A 19,145-nucleotide genomic window follows, 5' to 3' on the forward strand; every position below is an offset into this window, starting at 1 on the left:
AGAGGGAATTATGATGGATGCTGGTCCTGTTTCTAATAATCTATCGGTTAATGTTGTGCCAGGTGCTGACCAGCCATCTACGATTGATCAAGTCCAGTCTGGAGCCAGACAGATAGATCAAACCGCTAAAGAAGTGGTTGAAACTCAGGGTTTCGGAACATTTTCCGTCATCTCCTTAGGCAAGGCTATTTTTAGGAAGTGCGGGCTCATTCTAGGTACCCCTCTTGTTTTAATGTCTCTGCTGATTAGCCCATTTTTATGTCTGTACGACGTCTGTAGATTTGTCAGCCTCTCGGGCAGAAAAATCACACAACCAGAAGGGCCAGTACAAAAACTCCTCCCAATGACGAAAAATCATGTCGAGAACGTTGATAAGCTGAAGCAAGAAAATACTGGACTTTCTAATGAAGTCGCTGCCCGGAAAATTGAGACTGACCAGCTTAATTCTGCAAAAGCTCAAACAGATCAACAGTTGGTGCAGTTTAAGCAGCAAAATGATCAGTTAAAGCAGCAAAATGACCAGTTAGGCCATCAGGTGGCTCAGCAGCAAAATGATAATGCAGAGATCGCAGCGCGCGCAGAAAATGCTGAAAGGCAGGCAGCTGCTTTAAACGACCAGCTGGCTCAGCTGCAACACGATAATGCAAACGTCGCAGCGCGTGCTGAAAGTGCTGAAAGGCAGGCGGTTGCTTTGAAGGGGCAGGTGGCTCATGCACAGCAGGAAAAGGGCCAGTTAGATCGTCAAATGGCTAAGCTGAAAAAGGATCAGGCAGACGCGGCAGCCCGTGCCGATAGCAGGGAGTCCAGCCTGAAAAAAGAGGCAGAGCAATGTAATAAAGATAAGAGTTTGTTGACTCTTGAATTAGAATCGCTAAAAGCAGAATTCGATGCTCAGGTGGCTGATAAAGAGTTACAAATTCAACAGATAAAAGAAGCGCTTGATACAGCTCACCAACAGCTCAGTGATTCCCATGCTGATGATCACAGGGCCAAAGAGGAGCTGACAGGGCAAATTCGCTCTCTTGAGGAACAATTGGTTACTCATCAAAATCAGGCGCGTGCTTTAGGGCAAAAGCACCAAGATCAAATGCGCGATCTTAAGCTTCAGCATCAAATGGGTATGGAAGTTTTAGAGGCTCAGAAAGATGCAATGATGAAAGAGCTTTACACCGAAATCACTCGTCTGCAAGAGGAAAAGCAAAGAGGAGAGCAAGAACACAATCGTAGGCTTAATGAACTCCAATCTAGAGTGTTTGACCAGAAGGAACGTATTGCGCACTTTGAAGCTCAAGAGCAAGAGTGGACAAATAGGCTACGCAATTTTGCAACACAACAACCCGTTCAGGACTTACCAACTGATCAAGGGGTGATGAACTATAACTATTTGGTTCAGCATCAGCAAACAGAGCAGAAAACAGCGTTGCTTGAGCAGACTCAACTGCGCACTCAAGCTCAGGAAATGTACCAGAAGCTGGCAGCTCTGGTTGAACAACAAAAACAAGAATACTCGGTTGAAAAGGCTAATTATGAAGAAGCACTGACTAGCCTGCAGGCTCAGTACAATGAGCTTGAGGCAATCAACCTTGAGCAGGATAACGCTTTCAGGCTTGCTGAGCAGAAACTTAAGCAGCAGTTGGAAGATGCCAAGGAACAGCTACCCCAGAGAGCCCTTCATTTCCAAAGGGCACTGGGAGCTCAGGGGATTGAAAATGAGCAGCTTCAGTCGCGCATCAAAGAGCTTGAAGAGCTCCAGCAGAGTTTGGAAAGAGGGGGCAATGAACTGGAAGAGCAACTGAGTGCCCTCAAAGAGAAGTGCCAGGTACTTGAAAGCGAGGTTCATGAATCAGCTGAGGTGAAAGGTCAGCTTGAGAATCAACTGGAAGCCCAGAAAAAAGGGAATGATGAACTCAGCGTAAAAGTTACTGAGCTGCAAAACGAGATTGAAAAAGCACAGGAAGGTGCTGATAATAGTATTGCTTTGGCCATGCAACTTAGGGAATTTATTAAGAGTAAGGGCGCTGAATTACCCTCTCCTGAGACAATAAAAATACACTCTGATGTCTTGGAACTGCCGGTTAGGATGAAATGCATCACGATCAATCAACATTTAAGAGCTGTTGTTAAAGAGGTTAAGGTTATTCGTCAAAAACTTGAGCTTCTGGAAGAAGAATCGAAAGTTAAGCCGCAACAGTTAGAAGATTCGAAAGCGTCTGCAGAGAGGTTGAAGGATGGTTTCGAAGATGAGCAGAAAAAGCTAAGCGCAATGTTAGCTCGACAAAGAGGTGTAAACCGGCAATTGGCAGAAAAATTAGAAGGCACTGAGAGTACAGTTCGTAAAAAGCGTGATGAAAAGAAACAGCTGGAATCTGAACTTCAGGGAGCAAAAGCAAAAGTCCAAAGTTTAACAACAGAGCTGGATGATGCTCGTGGCTTGTTGGTGAGAATGGGTGAAACTCTTGAAGGTTACGAGCGTGAAAGTGAGGAATCTAAACAAAGATTAATGAAGGTTTCTGATGCTGCGCAAAAGGCGGGAACCCTTAGTCAACAGCTGGTTAAGTCCGCTATTAACTCTGATCGAGGCGATATTGACCTTAGCCAGGATCGTGAAGCACTGGTTAGAAAAATTCAAAGCCTAACCGTTAAACATCACGATATGGAAGTACAAATAAGGTCTTTGCAACTCCAAAAAGAATCTCTAAATAATCAACTTACGCAACAGATGCTTGATAGTGAACAGCGGGATGGGGAATTGATTGAATTAAAGAGGAAAGATATTGCCGATCTTGAAGAGAGGCTTATTCAGGTTGAAGCTGAGAAAGAAGCTATTAGTGATGAAATAGCTGGATATAGAAAATCTAACAGTGAGTTTGTCGTAAGGAACCTTAAATTAATAGAGGAAAATGAGAAAATAAATGGGAAGTTGAAGGTTGCGGAAGGTATAAATAGCCAACTTGAAGAGCAAGTCGAAGGGTTAGAGTTTAAATGGCTTGAAACAGAGCAGGCATTGAATTCACTAGATGTGGAATACAGAGGACCTGATGCAGGATCGCTCAACCCAGAAGAACTGAAAACCCGAATAAGAGAAAAAGATCGGCAGCAGACAGAAGAACTAGGCCAAGCATGGTCTGAAGTTCATAAAGAGCGTGAACGAAACGAAGCGCTTAGTAATCACCTCAAGGATCTAAAAAAACCTGAGTTTGAAGAAAATGATCATCTTATCCGGTCGAATGCAAGCCGCATTGTCGAAGGTGCTATCTCTGGAGCCTTGGCACAGCTTGCTACAAAAAAGTAGCTAGGCCAGAGGAAACTCAAAGGACGGCATTTTCAGTCGAAGAGGGTGGATCAAATACCTCCACCCTTGAAGAACAAATTCCTGATGTTGAACAGGAAGCGACAACGTTAACCGTACTGAACACCTCACAGGGCACAGGCGCTTCTGAAAAAGCAGTATCAGAAGCACCTGTGCCTTTGTCATTGCCCCTTGATCCTGATGGTACAAGCGTGTCGTCAGCAATCGACAGTGAGCCCCATTCCCCCTGCCACGGGCTGGCAGAATCAGGGTTGCCAGAACCCATCGATGAGCAAGAGTGCATACTCCCTCAAGAGCTGGAAACAATGCTCTTTTCTGCTTCGGATACGTTACCCGATCTGGTCAAGGTGGAAACAGAACAAGGCACAATACCCAAACCACTCACTGATACTCCACCAACGGAAACCTACCTGGGCAAACAGTTGACCCGAGCTCTGGATGAAGAGGTTTTTCAAAATGGTGAGAGTGCTACTGGATTTTCGGAAAATAAAGGACTGGAAAAGCCGTTGTTGAGCAGTAAAGATACATTGGACTCTGGCTTTTATGAAACACACTCGCTGCCAACTCTCTGTCGGGATACATTATCTGATCCTGAATCTGATGCTGAGTCCTGGCAAGATGCCATGGATTTCCTCTCTGAACCCTTACCATCATTGCCTGAGGTAGAAGAGGGTGGGGCGATGTTACAACAGGGTTTGCAAATGTCGGAGTCGGATATTTTCATGGACTGTTTGCCATGGGAGACTTTCCCTGTTGCTGGTAATGGTGAGAGACCAGTAGACAGTCAGGCCACCGTTATTCCAGAGCCTGTTGAGGTGAGCGAAACACCTCCAGCAGAGATAAGCGCTAGCGTGAGAATCTCTTCAGTGAATGCTACCCCTTCACCCGGTATTGTGAGGGCTTTGGCAAACGGTGCTTATCAGCGTGTTAAAAATTCGGTAGGTTGGACATTGGGTCATGCCGCATCAATAGCTGGATGGGGCTGGAAAAAGTTATGGGGTGATGCTTCTGGTCAAGGTGTTGAGCGTACCAGCACAGCAGGAGAATCGGCTTTGGAGCATGGGCAGGAACATCAGCAGGAGCGTGCGCCGATTATGGTGTCCAGCTCACGTGGTTCAGCACCTCTCGAGGTTGATCTACCGGATCCGTCAATAGTAAGAGGCGGCACCGTAGAGGAAGACTCTGCTGAATCTCAGGAATAGCACCAATGGCATACACCAGAACCTGACTCACCGGGAAAGGAGATTACACTTGGAGAACCACAGTCTACATGCGATCAAGGATAAACTGGATGAAAGTCCATCAAGGTCCCTGCTTTCTATGCCCTTTGAATATCGTCTGGAACGACTGGTGATTGGACACATGTCCAGTACATCGTCTCAATGAGTTTGACGTGTTCAGCCATAGTGAGCGCTTTCGTGGCAAGGCGCAATAGCGAATACCATCCGTCTTTCAAGCAAGTCCAATACAGACGGATGGGCGTTTTACAAGCCACTGAACACGTCCAATCCATTGGAACGATGTATCAGGGAACTACGTCCTTTGGGCGGGGTAAGCCGTCTGGCTCGGAAAAATGCCATCTGCGTTGTCAGATTTGCTTGATGTAGAGTAACTACGGATCACACAATTCTTTCTTGTGTATGATGATTTCTGAGCCACTGAACTTGGCAACGAAACGACAATAAACCCTAATACTCATCGTACTTTCTAAATCCCCCATTGTGTTGGTGATCTGAACAGAAATCCTGCATTGAAGCTCCTCACCATAGCTACGGCTATGACTCATCACTTCGCCTTACCTTTCTGTTCGGCTAATCATACTTATAACGAGGTTAGAGAATTTGGTTGGTATGATGTTAACACCTCCCGATAATGAGTCAGAAAAATAAATATCATTTATTCAGTTACTGAAGGTTGCAGGACATGTTGGGGGCATTAGAACAAATAGGAAGTGGTTTTTGATACTGAAGTTCAGTATCTATTATAAAAAAACACGACAGTTGAATAGTATTGGTTAGGCTGGCTTAATATTCACGCATGCGGAGAAAAGTACGCTATTACCAGTAATCAATAAGTTGAGTAAGAATTAAGTAAACGAAGAGATCATCTATACATTGAAAGATAATAAATACTCGTGTCTTGGCTGATGATGGATTTTTTATTCAATAAAGAAATTAAGTTTTTTTTTTGATTTTTAAAAAAACTATAAAGGGCTGCAACTTCTTCAGGTTTTTCATCTCAAAGAATTGTTATTTTGACCCAACAAAAGAATGGAAGGTATATAAATGGCACATGTAGGTTTTAATCCTCATCAACCGCAGTACAATACCGGGTTCCAGTCGGTGCAAGGGCAGCCGCCAATGACTGGGCATAGTCACAGTCTTGGTAGTGTCGCTCCTCATAATGCCCAGAATCAAATGCAGACTAGCTCGCTTCCTGCTCAAGGGGCTGGACAAAAGCAAATGTCACAGTGGGTAATGACACCAGCTCATCATCAGTCAGGGTTGTTAAACCAGGCAACATCGGAGAGAAATCAAGCCTACTTAGAAAACGTTACTATTGCCGGCAAGGTTTTGGATGTAAATACTCAGCTGCGTGCTGAAATTGCTGGTTTACAACAACAACTAAGCGATAAACCCAGTTTAAGTCGTGATGCCTTAACAGCTTTCACCGATAGAATGGAAGTAATCATTCAGCAGCACGGCGAATTTGCACAGGAAAATGTACAATTTCATAAATTTGGTGAAAGAGCCAGCACCGTTACTAAAGAAGCGTTAGCGAAACTTAAAGAGTTGGAAGCTGACCTTGCCAGTTCAGAACAAAAGCTTGAAACCTCAGAGACAGCTAAAAAAGGGCTAGAAGAGATCCTTCAGCAATTTACAACTCAATTGGGAGAAAATGAGAAGAGTATTAAAGAACTTAAAGCTCAATTGTCTACTGCTAATACCAAGGCGACTAGTTTTGAGTTGACAGCTCGGCGGCAAGAGAGTGCTAATCAGGGTTTGACATCTGAGAATCAAAAGCTGACGCGGTACGCTCATGATATGCAAGGTCAGATAAGTGATTTAAAAACGAGCAATGCGAGGCTAACGACAGAAAACCAAAGCAATGAAGGCCTAATTAAGGGGCTGAAGGAAGCGCGCAGTCGAGATGAAGCAACATTGGGAGGAGTCTTAGCTGATTTAACCAAGGCGAAATCTGATAATGCAGGTTTACAACTGGAGGTGGCAACCCACCGGAGTGCGTTGGGTCAAGCGCAGAATGAGGCTGGGAAACTGAAATTATCACTTGAGCAAAGTGAAAAAACGTTGGAAGCAACACTATTGAAGGTGGACAGCTTAACGACGCAGGTTAATAAGTTGGGCATTGAACGTGATGTTAAACAAACTCAAATAGAAGACCTGAAAAGTCGACTCCAAGAGATGACGAGTGAAAATGAAGGCAATGTCCGTCTCTTTACCAGGGCTCAGGGTGCGCTAAAAAAACTGATGGATGAACGGCAGGCGATAGATATTGAACTTGGACGTACTGAAAGTGAACTCAATACAGCCAAAACTAATGCTGGTATTTCCAGTGAACGTATGACCAGGTTATCAGGGCAATTGGAAGCTAAGGATGCGCGAATTTCTGATTTGGTACAGAAACTTAGATTGTCTGAGTCAGCATTGGCTGAGCAGACGCTTGCCACATCAGAACAAAAACGCGTTGCTGAGAAATTGTCAGCAGATCTTGAATCCACAAAAGGTCTGTTAGGGCGTGAAAGGGAGACCCATGCATCCGTTCAAGATCAGCTAACTCAAGAGGAAAGATTTTCTCAAAAGCTGAATAGAGAAAACGGCCAGTTAAAGCGCGATTATCAAGCTATCAAAGGTCAATTGGCTCATCAGGAAAAGGCACATCATGATGAGCTGCAACAGCTTCATGAAAATCATCATACAGAGACGACTCAGTTAAAAACTCAGATTACCAGACATACTGCAATACTTGAGCAGGTAAGAAGCGAGAAGACAACGCTTGAACGACATGTGAGAGAACTAGAGGGAGGCGCTGATAAGAGAGAACTGGATGCGCTTAAAGGAGACTTATCGGTTAAGGATGCGTCTATTCGAGAGTTACAAGGTCAAATCTCTGATCTTAAGCAAGATTTGCAAGCCAAGGAAGTGGAGCATGAACAAACCGTGAAAGGTATGGAGCGGCAGTTTGCTGAAAGCATGGGGCAGGCACGGCAAGAGAGTGAGGGTCTTGAACGTAGTCTGCATGAAAAGGATATTGAGCTTCAGCAGAGTGCTCAAACAATTCGTGAGCAGGGCATGATAATTACTGGCCACCAGCAGGCGAGTAGTGAGGCGCTACAGCAGTTGAAGGAGCTCAACACTAGAGCTAATGATTTAGCAATTGAGGTTACGAATTTTCAAGAAGAGGTTCAGATGAATTCTGAAAATGGAGCTAAGATTCAGCGTCAAATTGATCAGGTTGTTAGCAAGTTAAAAGAGAGGATACAAATGGATCAAAGTTTGCAAACTCTTTTGACAGATATGGAGGAGGTACAAGGAACATTTGAAAATTATGACACAGGTAATGGACAACAAGCTTCAAGGTATGCATCTTTGGAATCTAAAGCAAAAATTCTTGCTCGTGATACTTCTGCTGCACTAAGCATGAGTTCTACTGCCGGCAGAGAGGATGTCCTTGTTGAGAAGGAGGTTGTTACAACAAGACGAGAAGAGGTAACGGTAACCCAGCAGCAGTCATTTGGTCGCTCAGAACATACTACAGAGCCTCATATGACACAGACGTATTATGGAGCTGCGCGGACTCCTGAACTTGATCCTGCGCGTTTACGTGTGGTTATGGACAAGGATTCTCCGGACTTAGAACAACATAAACCAGGTATGTCTTTAAGAGCAGGCGGTGACCTGGGTCATCAGGTTGAGAATATGGGAACGGATACGGAAGAAGAAGTCCGAGATATAATGGGGACCACACGGACTGGTACCTTCGATCATGAACTTCAAGAGCTAATGGGTGTCCGTACTTCCCCAACTGAAAGTATACTCGGTGATACTCGACCAGGCGGTCAGCAGGCGTTCAGTCTCATTGGGAAACAACCCCAACTCCCTAAATAAATAAGTCTTTTTTGTGAGTTGTTTTATGAGTCAGTATTGAGTGAACCACTGACTGTATTTGAATCGGTAATGCTCAATGCCCCTGAAACATTCAGGGGCATTTTTCGTAACGGTTCTATTTCATTGCTTGATAGCCCTTTTCGGTCATTCATTCAGGCTATTCTTCTGTTTATTCAACGGTTTGATAAGGTTAAAAATGGTATTAATTGGAGCAGTAAAGCAGCTGTAAAACGTTCAGGTTCTCTTCATAACCATACATCAGCGTATGCGGTGCTGGATGTATCCTTGCATTGTACGTTATCAGTATCAGCTTCATGCCGTAAAACGCGTGCTTTTGATGCTTTGCTACAGGAATTGATGGTGGATATCTGAAGTGATGAATCTCTGTGCAACCTATCAATGCCCGGGTTTTCTTCCATATCATTATCCGGCTTGAAAATATCTCTGTGGCTCGCAGTCCTTCTCAATATGTTTTTATTGTCTGTTTGTCTTTCTCTCTCGGCTTCATGCATGTTTAATTCTCCTTCTCCGTCACTGCTGCAACAGGAAACGGTCCTGAAAGTGTTACTAGTCCAGCATTTGCAGCGTGCCATGGGTTGGCAAAGAGTTGTGTGATCCAGGCAGTTGATATCGTCTGACTCTGGAGCTGTGATATCTCGGTTTGAAACTGGGCAGAATATTCTGGCAAGGCAGTGCATGGAGATGTTATTTCCTGATGATAAGTCGAGCCTATTATAGGCATGCGCTGCAAATCTCTTGAGGTCTGGTCGGCTACCGAATTATCATCTTCCTTAATCTGCTGGAGAGAAGGGCTATGTTATTCATTATGTGTTCAATGAACATTGCGAAGGTGAAGACTTGATAGGTACTGTTAGTTAGTTAATTAATGCATAAACCAGGTTTGTTCTTTTGACATTAGACTTTATTGATGAAAAAAATGTTGCCTGATGACCGTACTATAATGAAAAGGCTCTTGTTATCAGCAAATGTTTCCAGATGTACGCCCTGAAGTTATCAGGGAATATGAACCTCTTCTCCTCCCAGTACGGTCAGTAAATGTATTATTGCTCTCCTCTGCTGATGATTGAGGCATCGGACTCCATGATGGATCGCTTCAAATTCTGGGTTTCTACCAGCGGGAGCGTCGTTGCGGAAAATAGGTTCCCTGCCTTCCAGATACCAGTCGGTAGTAATGCATAAAGACGACAGAGTGAAATCAAATCGTCGAGGTTTCGGGGGCAGGCACCATTGTCTGCTTCCCAGGCATGAATGGTACTGATGCTTTTTCCAAGGAGTCTGGCTACTTCGGCTACGGTGTATCCAGCCATTTCTCTGGCAGCACGCGCTCGTCTCTGCTTGTCTTTCATATACCGCTCAGCTGGAATCTTGCCCTGTCTTTCCGGTTGAGCTGGAATCATAATGACCGGTAGCAGGGAAGTGATGAATAACCCTTGAAACTGATGAGAGAGTTTATAACTGTTTGTTTTTAATCCAATCGTTAATAACAAGGTCGTTATTCTTTATGCTGCATCAAGAGAGCCTGTTGGAACGGACGCAGAATCAGGGCACCTTATGCCCGGCTAGCCTGATTCTTCTTCAGTGGTTAAAAGCCTGGAAGATACAAGACCCTGAACAGAGGTTAGCTGCTTGCTGCCGCTGTAAGGTGGCCACTATTCAGTGGCAGCAGCAGTATGATGGATGTACAAAGCGGTAAAATGAGAAAGGTCAATGATCAAAGAAGGAGGGGATACCTCCTTCGGGTTATCGCAATTCCAGAGCGGTAACGATGCTGTTGCTGTCTAACTGATCAGCGAGTACTCCTGCCCGTTGTGCATGGCGGTAGATGGCGGTATACACCCTTGCACGTTCTTCGATACTCAAATTTATTCCTTCTTCAAAGGCCGTATCGTCAACACATTGGATAACTGAGCGCATAAGCTGGGTTGATATGGTCGCATTCTGCTCCATTGGCTGGTTGTCCAGCAGTTCCTGAAACAGGGCATCGGTTGATGACAGCCCTCTAAATGGAACCAGCATGGGAGCATTGTTTTTATCCCCCAGTAACTGGTATGGGCCAAGTTGGCCATCGAGTAATGAGACCATTTGAGTTTGTGTAATCCGATGCTCATGGAAGCTCTGGTCAGGGTTTCGCATGTGATGACGGCGTACGACGGCGGCAGTCTCTTGAGCGATGGGAACTGGGATCATGCGGTAATGCTGATAAGGGATCTGCTTTTCTTTGTATTCATACTTTCCAGGGACACTCTGAATTAACATCAAACGTTGACCATCGGTAAAAAAGTGCAGCGATACTGGCTCGTTTGATGTTTTAACGTCATTGTTGAGCATGTTTTCAAGGTCATCAGGGCCTTGGCAATTCTCAAGTTGAAAAGGAACGCCATCACCCGCAACCAGCCAGCCAATGCTGATGCACTCACGTTTGCGGATCATTTTTAGGATTTCCGGCCCGGGAATATTCCCCTTCCCCATGTTTTCTGCGGCTCCTCTTGAAGCCCCCATGGCTGTGACCCATGGGTAGAGTTTCCGTCCTGCCAGCAGGAGAGAGAGCCTTTCACTGAAATGGTTCATTTAGTGATGTATAAATAATTGTTATTAATGTTAACAATGTACAACACTGTTTCCTGGAAATCATTAAAAAATGCTTTTTGCTTTATTTTTGTTTGAATTTTGATCGGGATAGGCGTTTTTTTATAATATTGTCATAAAAAAATGGTGGTTCCTGCTGTTGCTCACTAAAAAAAGATTGTGTTGTTATCAATAGAACCTAAAACATGCGAAATCAATGTCGGTGTAATGAGCTGATGGCTGATCACATCAGCTCAGGTAAGATGGCGCTTTCAATTAATCGAGAATGCTATCTGGCTAACTCGTTTTAACAACAATAAAACCAGATCAACAGAGTGCTTCGCAGTTATATGAAGACCTACACTTGGCAGAATGAGCTTAGAGGGAATCGTTAGTTGTTATTCTGGTTTTCCCAAGGCTTGCCCCATTTTAATCTTATGTCCTGATTGATGATATTCAAGCCAGTTTATATCAGCATTGGCAAAAAGAACGATCACGGTTGAACCTAACTTGAACAGGCCCATCTCATCACCACGCTCAAGGTAAATGTTTTTATTCTCATAAGATCTGCAGGTAATTTGTCGTGATTTCGACTTTACCTGCCCAGCCCAGGTTGTCTCCATACTGCCAACAACCATTGCTCCGACCATAATGACAGCCATTTCTCCGTACTCTGTATCAAAAATGCTGATCACCCGCTCATTAAGAGCATATAGCCCCTGGATACTATTTGTAGTCTTTTGATTGACTGAATACAAAGACCCGGGTACATAGATCATTTGTTTAAGTCTTCCGTTGTTGGGCATATGGACACGGTGGTAATCACCTGGTGACAGATAAATAGTGCTGAACAGTCCATGGTTGAATGTTTTGGCCAGCTCTTTGTTACCGGCAAGTAATGCTGTAAGGCTGTAGTTATGTTGTTTGGCCTGAATAATCTGGCCGTTTTCAATCAGGCCTATCTGGCTGATAGTACCGTCTACTGGGCTGCTGATCAGCGTTGGGTCTTCAGGAAGTGGGCGAATCCCCTTTTTCAGTGGGCGCGTAAAGAAGTCATTGAAGGTTCGATAATGTTCAGGATGTTCATAAAGAGCTTCACTCATATCAATATTATTTTTATCAATGAAGTCACTGATTAAATGATTCTTGAGCCATGGCCACTGTTTTTCAGCGATAGAGTAGGCTAGGTAGTTTATCAGCTGATGAGGGAGAATTTTTTGCAGATATGGGGGAATGCTGAAAGAAGCCTCTACCTGAACGGGGGCCAGATCAGCGGTAGCCAGACTGCTTCCAGGAATAAACGTTCCTACTGGCAGCAGAACACTGATTATTAATATTACTCGGCTTAAACAGGGCTTTAGGGACATCGCGACCACTTCCTGTGAATGATTGACTGACTTTTTAGACCGTGAAAAATGACAAAAGTTACGTTGGTCTAAGTAAAGAGCCACATTTTGTCTGCCTGCCTACCCACTGGCTGTCGTTGTCATTAAAGAATTATAAGGCCGGTTTTGGACTTGGAGAGTGCCGGATATTCGGTGGGGATTATATAAATTTCATGTTTTTCAGATGGTTATCAATTATTGTGTTTGTTCTTTCCGTTTCCCTGGCTGTCTCGGTTATATTGATTTTGCACACCACTCACTGTCATTGGCATTGCCGCTAATGGTTGCTCCGATAAAGATCATTCTGACCCTGACATAATCTCATGATTTAAATACTAAAAAATAAAAGCCGGTAATTATATTTATCAAATCATATGCTTGATGATGAGCCTCCGGAGGCATTTGATAGTCTGGTTACAGGGGTGGAGTAGCCAGTTATTGGGAGTGAAGTGAGACCTTTTTTTCTGTGGTGGTGTGATTTTTTCCAGCAAGTGTCTGTTTTCTTTGCAAACTGTAATTTATGCCTGCCACAGGATATGGCTTTGTTGCCACATGTCAGGGTTTTCTTGCCACAGTACCTTGCTCACCGGTTTTTATTATCTCAAGGTGTTTTCTTTCTTTTTGCCTAATAAAAGAAGGTATTAAAAGAGAAATGCTGCGAAATAATGAACCACAGTTTTATTTTTATGGTCTGTTTGATATGCCACAGATTGTTCTGTCTGCCAGGAGGCTGTGTGTGGTGCCGGTATTTACATTGAAAGATAGAATCTGTCTTTCAGGACGGCTATATCAGGATCCTTGTTTTCAACGGTATCGCTGACGGTGGACATCCTTTACACAGCCTGTGTCGCTATTTCTCCCAGGGTGTTGTGAATGACCCCTGCTTTGGACTATAAAATTTATAACGTAGCCAAATTCCCACTCCACTTGGTTACGTCACATCATCCCCCCTGATGATGGCTCACTCCCTGGACTCCGGCTGTGCTCCCGTTTCTCTGCTCCCTTCAGAGATAACGGGAGCCGGTGGCCAATGGATTCCTCCGTACCTCATTCCTGAACGCCATGTGGTTATTGGTATCTCCTTGACAGACCAGCAAGGGGATTCCAATAGGCACTGGTATAAGAATGAAAACAGGAAATTACGATGGCTCAATATAAAACACCGAACGTTTATGTTCAGGAAAAATCGATTTTTCCACCATCGGTTGCTGAAGTGGCGACTGCCATTCCGGCGTTTATCGGTCGCACACAGATCTCTGGCGAGTTAAAGAATATTCCCCAGCGCATCACCTCCATGGTGGAGTTCGCCTCATTGTTTGGCGGCCCCAGTCGGGAGGCTTTTCACTTCAGTGCTTCGGTCGATACGCTGCTGGACAGTGGCGCAACCGAGGACAGTCTGGTGGATTTTGTTACCAGTGTCGATCTACAGACAATTGGTCTGGGTAGCGGTGGTAATGAAACCTTGGCACCCGTTGCTTCTCATTTACTTTACCCCATGGTGGAACACTTCTTTGCAAATGGGGGCGGTGCCTGCCATGTGGTAAGTATTGGCGACTATGATGAAACGGGCCTCTCCGATGCCAATAACCAGAATGGTGAAAAAGGTGCATTCAGTGCTGCCTTGGAAGAAATCGCCAAAGTAGATGAAGTAACACTGCTGGTGTTGTCCGATGCGATTCGGCTTGGTGCCAGTGATTATTACGCTCTGTGCCAGAGTGCGATGAACCAGTGTCGTAAGAATCAGGATCGTTTCACCATTATTGATGCACTGGACAGTTTTGATCCAAACAGCAGCAGTGATAGTGTCAACAAGAGTATTGGTGAAGATCTGGGTGTGATGAGAAATGCTGTCACACAAGACTTGAAGTATGGCGCCGCCTATTATCCCTACCTGCAGGTGAATGCCCCCCGTTATTACGATGAGTCCATGGTTACCGTCAAAATAACCGGCAAAAAGGATCCGGATGTGGATCTGGAAGGTACGTTTACCATGAGTGATCATGGGGGTACCCCGTTACATTCATTGCTGAAAACAGCCCTGGGGACCAATAAAATGGTGCTTCCTCCGGCAGCCGCCATGGCCGGAATCTATTCCCGGGTAGACGGCACTCGTGGTGTCTGGAAGGCGCCGGCGAATGCCGGGGTGTCTGGTGTTCTGGGGCCGGTACGTACCATTACCAATAGTGAACAGGAGGATATGAACGTGGATACACTGGCCGGTAAGTCGGTCAATGCCATCCGCGCTTTCACCGGTAAAGGCACTCTGGTCTGGGGGGCCCGTACATTGGCCGGTAACGACAACGAGTGGCGTTATGTACCCGTCCGTCGTCTCTTCAATATGGTGGAAGAGTCGGTGCAAAAGGCGACTGGGTTTGCGGTATTTGAGCCCAATGTACCACTGACCTGGCTGAAGCTGCGCACCATGATCAGCAGTTATCTCGAAAGCTTATGGAAACAGGGTGCCCTGTTTGGTGCTACCGCAGATCAGGCGTTTTTCGTCAATGTGGGCCTCGGTCAGACCATGACTGAAGATGATATCAACAACGGTGTGATGAATATTGAAATCGGTCTGGCGGCGGTACGTCCGGCGGAATTCATCGTGTTGACATTCTCCCACAAATCCATTTCCAGCTAATTCTGTTTGGGCAGTATGGAACCGCAAGTCTCCTCTGACTTTGTGGTGAACACATGCTCTGTCCGCCAGTACCTCTAAACAACGCCTGCTGACCAAACCTTTCTGGCAGGTGTTACCCACCGATTCGAATAAAGACGGAGCCTGATCATGGCTGATAAAGAAACGTTTGACTCTGCGTATCCATTACCCGCGTATCGCTTTGTAGTGGCCCTGGGGGACGATGACTCGATGACTTTCTCGGAAGTCAGTGGTCTGGATGTGGAGTACGAACCGATCACTTACAAGGATGGCCTGGGCACCAAGCACATGCCCGGTATGGCGACCGACACCAACATTACCCTTAAGCGCGGCATTATGCTCGGCAAGGCAGAACTGTGGGACTGGATCAGCAAGACCAAACTGAACTATGGCGAACGCAAGGACATCACTATTTCGCTGATTGACAAGGAAGGTGGCGACCCGCTGGTGACCTGGAAAGTTCTGGGCGCATTCCCCACCAAACTGACAGCTCCAACCCTTGACGGTAACTCCAACGAAGTGGCGGTTGAGACACTGGAGCTGAGGGCGGACGACGTACAGATTGAATTTGCATGACCTCCGGTTGATACCCATTCCCATACTGCTCTGCCCAGCGGCAGGGCGGTACGCTTAAAGGACTGAGATAATGGCTGAATATAAAACACCGAACGTTTACGTTCAGGAAAAATCCATATTTCCCCCGTCGGTGGCTGAAGTGGCCACGGCAATCCCCGCGTTTATCGGACGTACTGAAAAAGTCAGCTATGGTGCCAATAAAACGCTGGTGAACAAGCCCATGCGGATCACCTCCATGGTGGAATACGCCAAATGGTTTGGCGGCCCCTACCTGGAGGCCTTCGACTTTAATCGGGTGGAAGATGAGCATGGTAATCTGCTGAGCGTGAAAATGCAGCCCGTAGCCAACACGGTGGCTAAATTCATTCTCTATCATATGATGGCGCAGTTTTTTGCCAATGGTGGCGGCGCCTGTTATGTGGTCAGTGTCGGTGCTTATCATGACGAAGATGGCAACGAAGAAAGTCCTACTGCGTCCGATGAGAAAAATGCATTTGCCAGGGCTCTGGATGAAGTAGCAAAAGTGGATGAAGTCACTCTATTGGTTCAGTCCGATGCCATTGGACGTATGAGTGCAGTAGCCGACCATGGTCAGTATTACGATCTGGGGGAGCTGGCACTCCAGCAATGTAATGATAATCAGGACCGGTTTGCGGTGATTGATGTGATCGACACCTTTGACCCGATGACACCGGCTAACACACGAAAAATGGCGGATGACCTGGCGTCTATGCGTAATGAGCTGGCCTCGGATTACCGCAAGTACGGCGCAACGTATTACCCGAACCTGGTGGTAGCAACGCCACGAAGTTACGACGAGAGTCAGGTGATGCTTGGCGGTGTTGCCATGGATACTCTCGAAGGCAAGCCGGAACACGCCATGCTGAAAACGGCGTTGTCCCGTAATTACATGCAGTTGCCACCTGCAGCCTCAATCGTGGGTGTTTATTCCCGGGTAGATCGGGACCGTGGCGTCTGGAAAGCACCCGCTAATGTGACTCTTGCTGGTGTTGACCGCCCAACCCGTAAGATCACCAACGACGATCAGATGGATATGAACGTTCACAGTTCTGGCAAGTCGGTGAATGCCATCCGTGCCTTTACCGATAAGGGCAATCTGGTCTGGGGAGCTCGGACTCTTGCCGGTAATGATAACGAGTGGCGTTATGTCCCTGTCCGTCGTTTATTCAATATGGTGGAAGAGTCGGTGCAAAAGGCCACAGCCTTTGCCGTATTTGAACCCAATACGCCGCTGACCTGGCTGAAGCTGCGCACCATGATCAGCAGTTACCTGGAAAGCCTGTGGAAGCAGGGAGCTCTGTTTGGTGCCACTGCAGACCAGGCATTTTTCGTCAATGTGGGCCTTGGCCAGACCATGACGGAAGACGACATCAATAACGGCATTATGAGCATAGAAATCGGGATGGCCGCAGTGCGCCCAGCAGAGTTCATAGTGCTGACCTTCTCCCATAAATCCATCGCCGGTAGCTAATTAAGGTTGGCAAAGCAGTAGAACCACAAAGATCACGAAGCTCATCAGGAAAAGACTTTTTGTTTTTGTGGTGAAAAAAATCCAACTGTCTACCTTAACCCCGCCAGTTATCTCCGGCGGGGCTATTTACTGGATCAAAAAAACGACGGAACCCGATCATGGCTGATAAAGAAACCTTTGACTCTGCCTACCCATTGCCCGCGTACCGATTTGTGGTCGCCCTGGGTGATGATGACTCGATGACTTTCTCGGAAGTCAGCGGTCTGGATGTCGAGTACGAACCCATCACATACAAAGATGGCCTGGGTACCAGGCACATGCCCGGCATGGCTACCGAGACCAACATTACTCTGAAGCGCGGCATCATGCTTGGCAAAGCAGAGCTGTGGGACTGGATAAGCAAAACCAAACTGAACTATGGCGAACGCAAGGACATCACGATCTCCCTGATTGACAAGGAAGGTGGCGACCCACTGGTGACCTGGAAGGTGCTTGGCGCCTTCCCCACCAAACTGACTGCACCGACACTGGATGGTAACTCCAACGAAGTGGCCGTAGAGACCCTTGAGCTTCGGGCAGATGACGTGCAACTGGAGTTCGCTTAAATGTCCGCGCTGGATATCGCCGGTGACTTCATCACCGGTAGCTTGCCACCGCTGCCGGGTTACCGGTTTGCGGCGGTCCTGATGACTGGACTGGTGCCGCAGATCATGCCTCTGGATATGCGTTTTCAGAAGATATCCGGGTTAAAGTTGACCCGTGAGTTGCGTGAAGACCGGGATAACTTTCTGCTTAAGCCCTCAGTCAACCGCCGTGATCTGGTGCTGGAGCGGGGAATGCCCCGTCTGCCCACACCGTTGCAGGCTACCCATCTGTTGGAACAGGCCTTCTGGAATTCCCGCCTTATGCAGACGGAAATCCTGGTCGTGTTGTTAAGCGACAAAGACATTCCCTATCCACTGCAGGCCTGGGTGGTGCACAAGGCGTATCTCACCGGCCTGGAGTGGGGAGAGCTGAATGGCGAGGAAAACAGCGTCATGATTGAGTCCATGACCTACAGTTACTCCTCCCTGATTCCCGTCCCTGTGCCGTTGGCTAACTGAGACTCATTAAAACGAATCATTATGCCCATTCTTATCGATCAGCTGAACGTCAACGCCAAAGTACGCGACCGGCGTCAATCATCCCGCAAGCAATCTGAGCCACCGGCCTCCAGTGCTTCGGTGCCGTCACCGGTGGTGGTGGAACTGTTGCAACGGGCCCTTGATGCCAAAAGGTGGTAATCATGAGTATTCTCGGAACCCTGCTGGGCAGTCAGGCCGCTATGGTGCTGGAAAGCTATACCGATGCGGAGCGCAGTGCCGGCAAAAAGGAGATGAAACTGCCTTATAAGGCAGAAAGCCTGCAGGTAAAATTGGTCAACAAGTTCAAATCAGACGACGCGATTAATACATCCAGTGGCACCGCCAGCTATGAAGGTGGCGAAAGTGCCCGTATGACCGTTACTTTTCAGCACGACACCACTCTCTATCAGGACATCATCTCCTTCACCACGGGCAAGAAAGAGAAGCCCATGAAAGAGTGGGTGCAGGCACTCACCGACTTGATGTACGCCATGGAAGGCACGACCCACGAGCCACGCTATCTGTTGCTCAAATGGGGCGAAATGGCCATGGGGGACAGCAAATCCGGGGCGTTTTACGGCGTGCTGGAAGAGATGGACATCACCTATAACATCGTCGGGCTTGATGGTGAGCCACTGGCTGCTGAAGTCACCTGCACCTTTGTGGAAAGCCTGGCTCCAAAGGCGCTGGAAAAGAAAGAGGGCAAAAACTCACCGGATCTGACCCACACACGGGTGGTGTATGCCAGCGATAACCTGGCCTACAAAACCTGGGAAATCTACAAGGATCCGATGTACATGATCGCCGTCGCCCGGGTCAATGGACTGGACAGCATTCGTCGTCTTAAAACAGGGTCAACACTGGTGTTTCCACCAGTGGGTGAATAACACAGG

At 46.7% G+C, this 19,145-nt stretch carries 15 protein-coding genes; 11 read left to right on the plus strand and 4 right to left on the minus strand.

All coding sequences use genetic code 11. The features are described from left to right. Positions 1–10: 10 nt before the first annotated feature. From GV64_RS10440 to GV64_RS26115, 3 genes are all read left to right on the plus strand, one after another. The gene (locus tag GV64_RS10440; protein WP_152554007.1) at positions 11–3,292 is read left to right on the plus strand and encodes a hypothetical protein; all 3,282 of its coding nucleotides are present in this window, start codon (positions 11–13) and stop codon (positions 3,290–3,292) included. Between the two features lie 209 nt (positions 3,293–3,501). Next, positions 3,502–4,512 (plus strand): hypothetical protein, encoded by a 1,011-nt coding sequence (locus GV64_RS10450; RefSeq protein ID WP_152554008.1) that lies wholly within the window; start codon positions 3,502–3,504, stop codon positions 4,510–4,512. Positions 4,513–4,561: 49 nt separating this feature from the next. Next, a complete protein-coding gene (locus GV64_RS26115; protein WP_269078660.1) occupies positions 4,562–4,696 on the plus strand; it encodes a hypothetical protein in 135 nt (44 codons plus the stop codon). A 226-nt stretch (positions 4,697–4,922) separates the two neighbouring features. Here the strand turns inward: GV64_RS26115 and GV64_RS25875 are convergent, their stop codons facing one another. Continuing rightward, complete coding sequence (locus tag GV64_RS25875; RefSeq protein ID WP_157237009.1) at positions 4,923–5,096, minus strand: hypothetical protein; 174 nt, start codon at positions 5,094–5,096, stop codon at positions 4,923–4,925. Between the two features lie 574 nt (positions 5,097–5,670). Between GV64_RS25875 and GV64_RS10455 the strand changes: the two genes are divergently transcribed. Together GV64_RS10455 and GV64_RS10460 are read left to right on the plus strand one after the other, a co-directional pair. Beyond that, the gene (locus GV64_RS10455; RefSeq protein WP_152554009.1) at positions 5,671–8,436 is read left to right on the plus strand and encodes a coiled-coil domain-containing protein; all 2,766 of its coding nucleotides are present in this window, start codon (positions 5,671–5,673) and stop codon (positions 8,434–8,436) included. A gap of 36 nt (positions 8,437–8,472) precedes the next feature. Further along, entirely contained in the window at positions 8,473–8,808 is a 336-nt protein-coding gene (locus GV64_RS10460; RefSeq protein ID WP_020582769.1) for a hypothetical protein, read from the plus strand. Between the two features lie 689 nt (positions 8,809–9,497). Here GV64_RS10460 and GV64_RS10465 read toward each other — a convergent pair. The 3 genes from GV64_RS10465 to asd all read right to left on the minus strand — a co-directional run bounded on the left by GV64_RS10465 (position 9,498) and on the right by asd (position 12,389). Beyond that, positions 9,498–9,944 (minus strand): helix-turn-helix domain-containing protein, encoded by a 447-nt coding sequence (locus tag GV64_RS10465; protein ID WP_020582770.1) that lies wholly within the window; start codon positions 9,942–9,944, stop codon positions 9,498–9,500. Between the two features lie 253 nt (positions 9,945–10,197). Next, entirely contained in the window at positions 10,198–11,025 is an 828-nt protein-coding gene (locus GV64_RS10475; RefSeq protein WP_152554010.1) for a hypothetical protein, read from the minus strand. 395 nt (positions 11,026–11,420) lie between these two features. After that, positions 11,421–12,389, minus strand: coding sequence for an archaetidylserine decarboxylase (gene asd / locus GV64_RS10480; RefSeq protein WP_020582773.1), 969 nt, complete (start codon positions 12,387–12,389; stop codon positions 11,421–11,423). 1,162 nt (positions 12,390–13,551) lie between these two features. On the opposite strand from asd, the gene GV64_RS10490 reads away from it, so the two are divergent. From GV64_RS10490 to GV64_RS23745, 6 genes are all read left to right on the plus strand, one after another. Further along, entirely contained in the window at positions 13,552–15,042 is a 1,491-nt protein-coding gene (locus tag GV64_RS10490; protein ID WP_020582775.1) for a phage tail sheath family protein, read from the plus strand. A gap of 147 nt (positions 15,043–15,189) precedes the next feature. Then, complete coding sequence (locus tag GV64_RS10495) at positions 15,190–15,636, plus strand: phage tail protein (RefSeq protein WP_020582776.1); 447 nt, start codon at positions 15,190–15,192, stop codon at positions 15,634–15,636. Between the two features lie 70 nt (positions 15,637–15,706). Further along, positions 15,707–17,128 carry a phage tail sheath family protein gene (locus tag GV64_RS10500; RefSeq protein WP_020582777.1) on the plus strand — a complete coding sequence of 474 codons (1,422 nt, stop codon included), beginning with the start codon at positions 15,707–15,709 and terminating at the stop codon, positions 17,126–17,128. 158 nt (positions 17,129–17,286) lie between these two features. Continuing rightward, the gene (locus GV64_RS10505; protein ID WP_020582778.1) at positions 17,287–17,733 is read left to right on the plus strand and encodes a phage tail protein; all 447 of its coding nucleotides are present in this window, start codon (positions 17,287–17,289) and stop codon (positions 17,731–17,733) included. Between the two features lie 81 nt (positions 17,734–17,814). Next, entirely contained in the window at positions 17,815–18,231 is a 417-nt protein-coding gene (locus GV64_RS10510) for a phage tail protein (protein WP_157237011.1), read from the plus strand. 182 nt (positions 18,232–18,413) lie between these two features. Beyond that, positions 18,414–19,139: a CIS tube protein gene (locus tag GV64_RS23745; protein WP_020582781.1), complete on the plus strand. Its 726-nt coding sequence runs from the start codon at positions 18,414–18,416 to the stop codon at positions 19,137–19,139. Positions 19,140–19,145: the final 6 nt, after the last annotated feature.

Source organism: Endozoicomonas elysicola, from assembly GCF_000710775.1.
GTDB lineage: Bacteria > Pseudomonadota > Gammaproteobacteria > Pseudomonadales > Endozoicomonadaceae > Endozoicomonas > Endozoicomonas elysicola.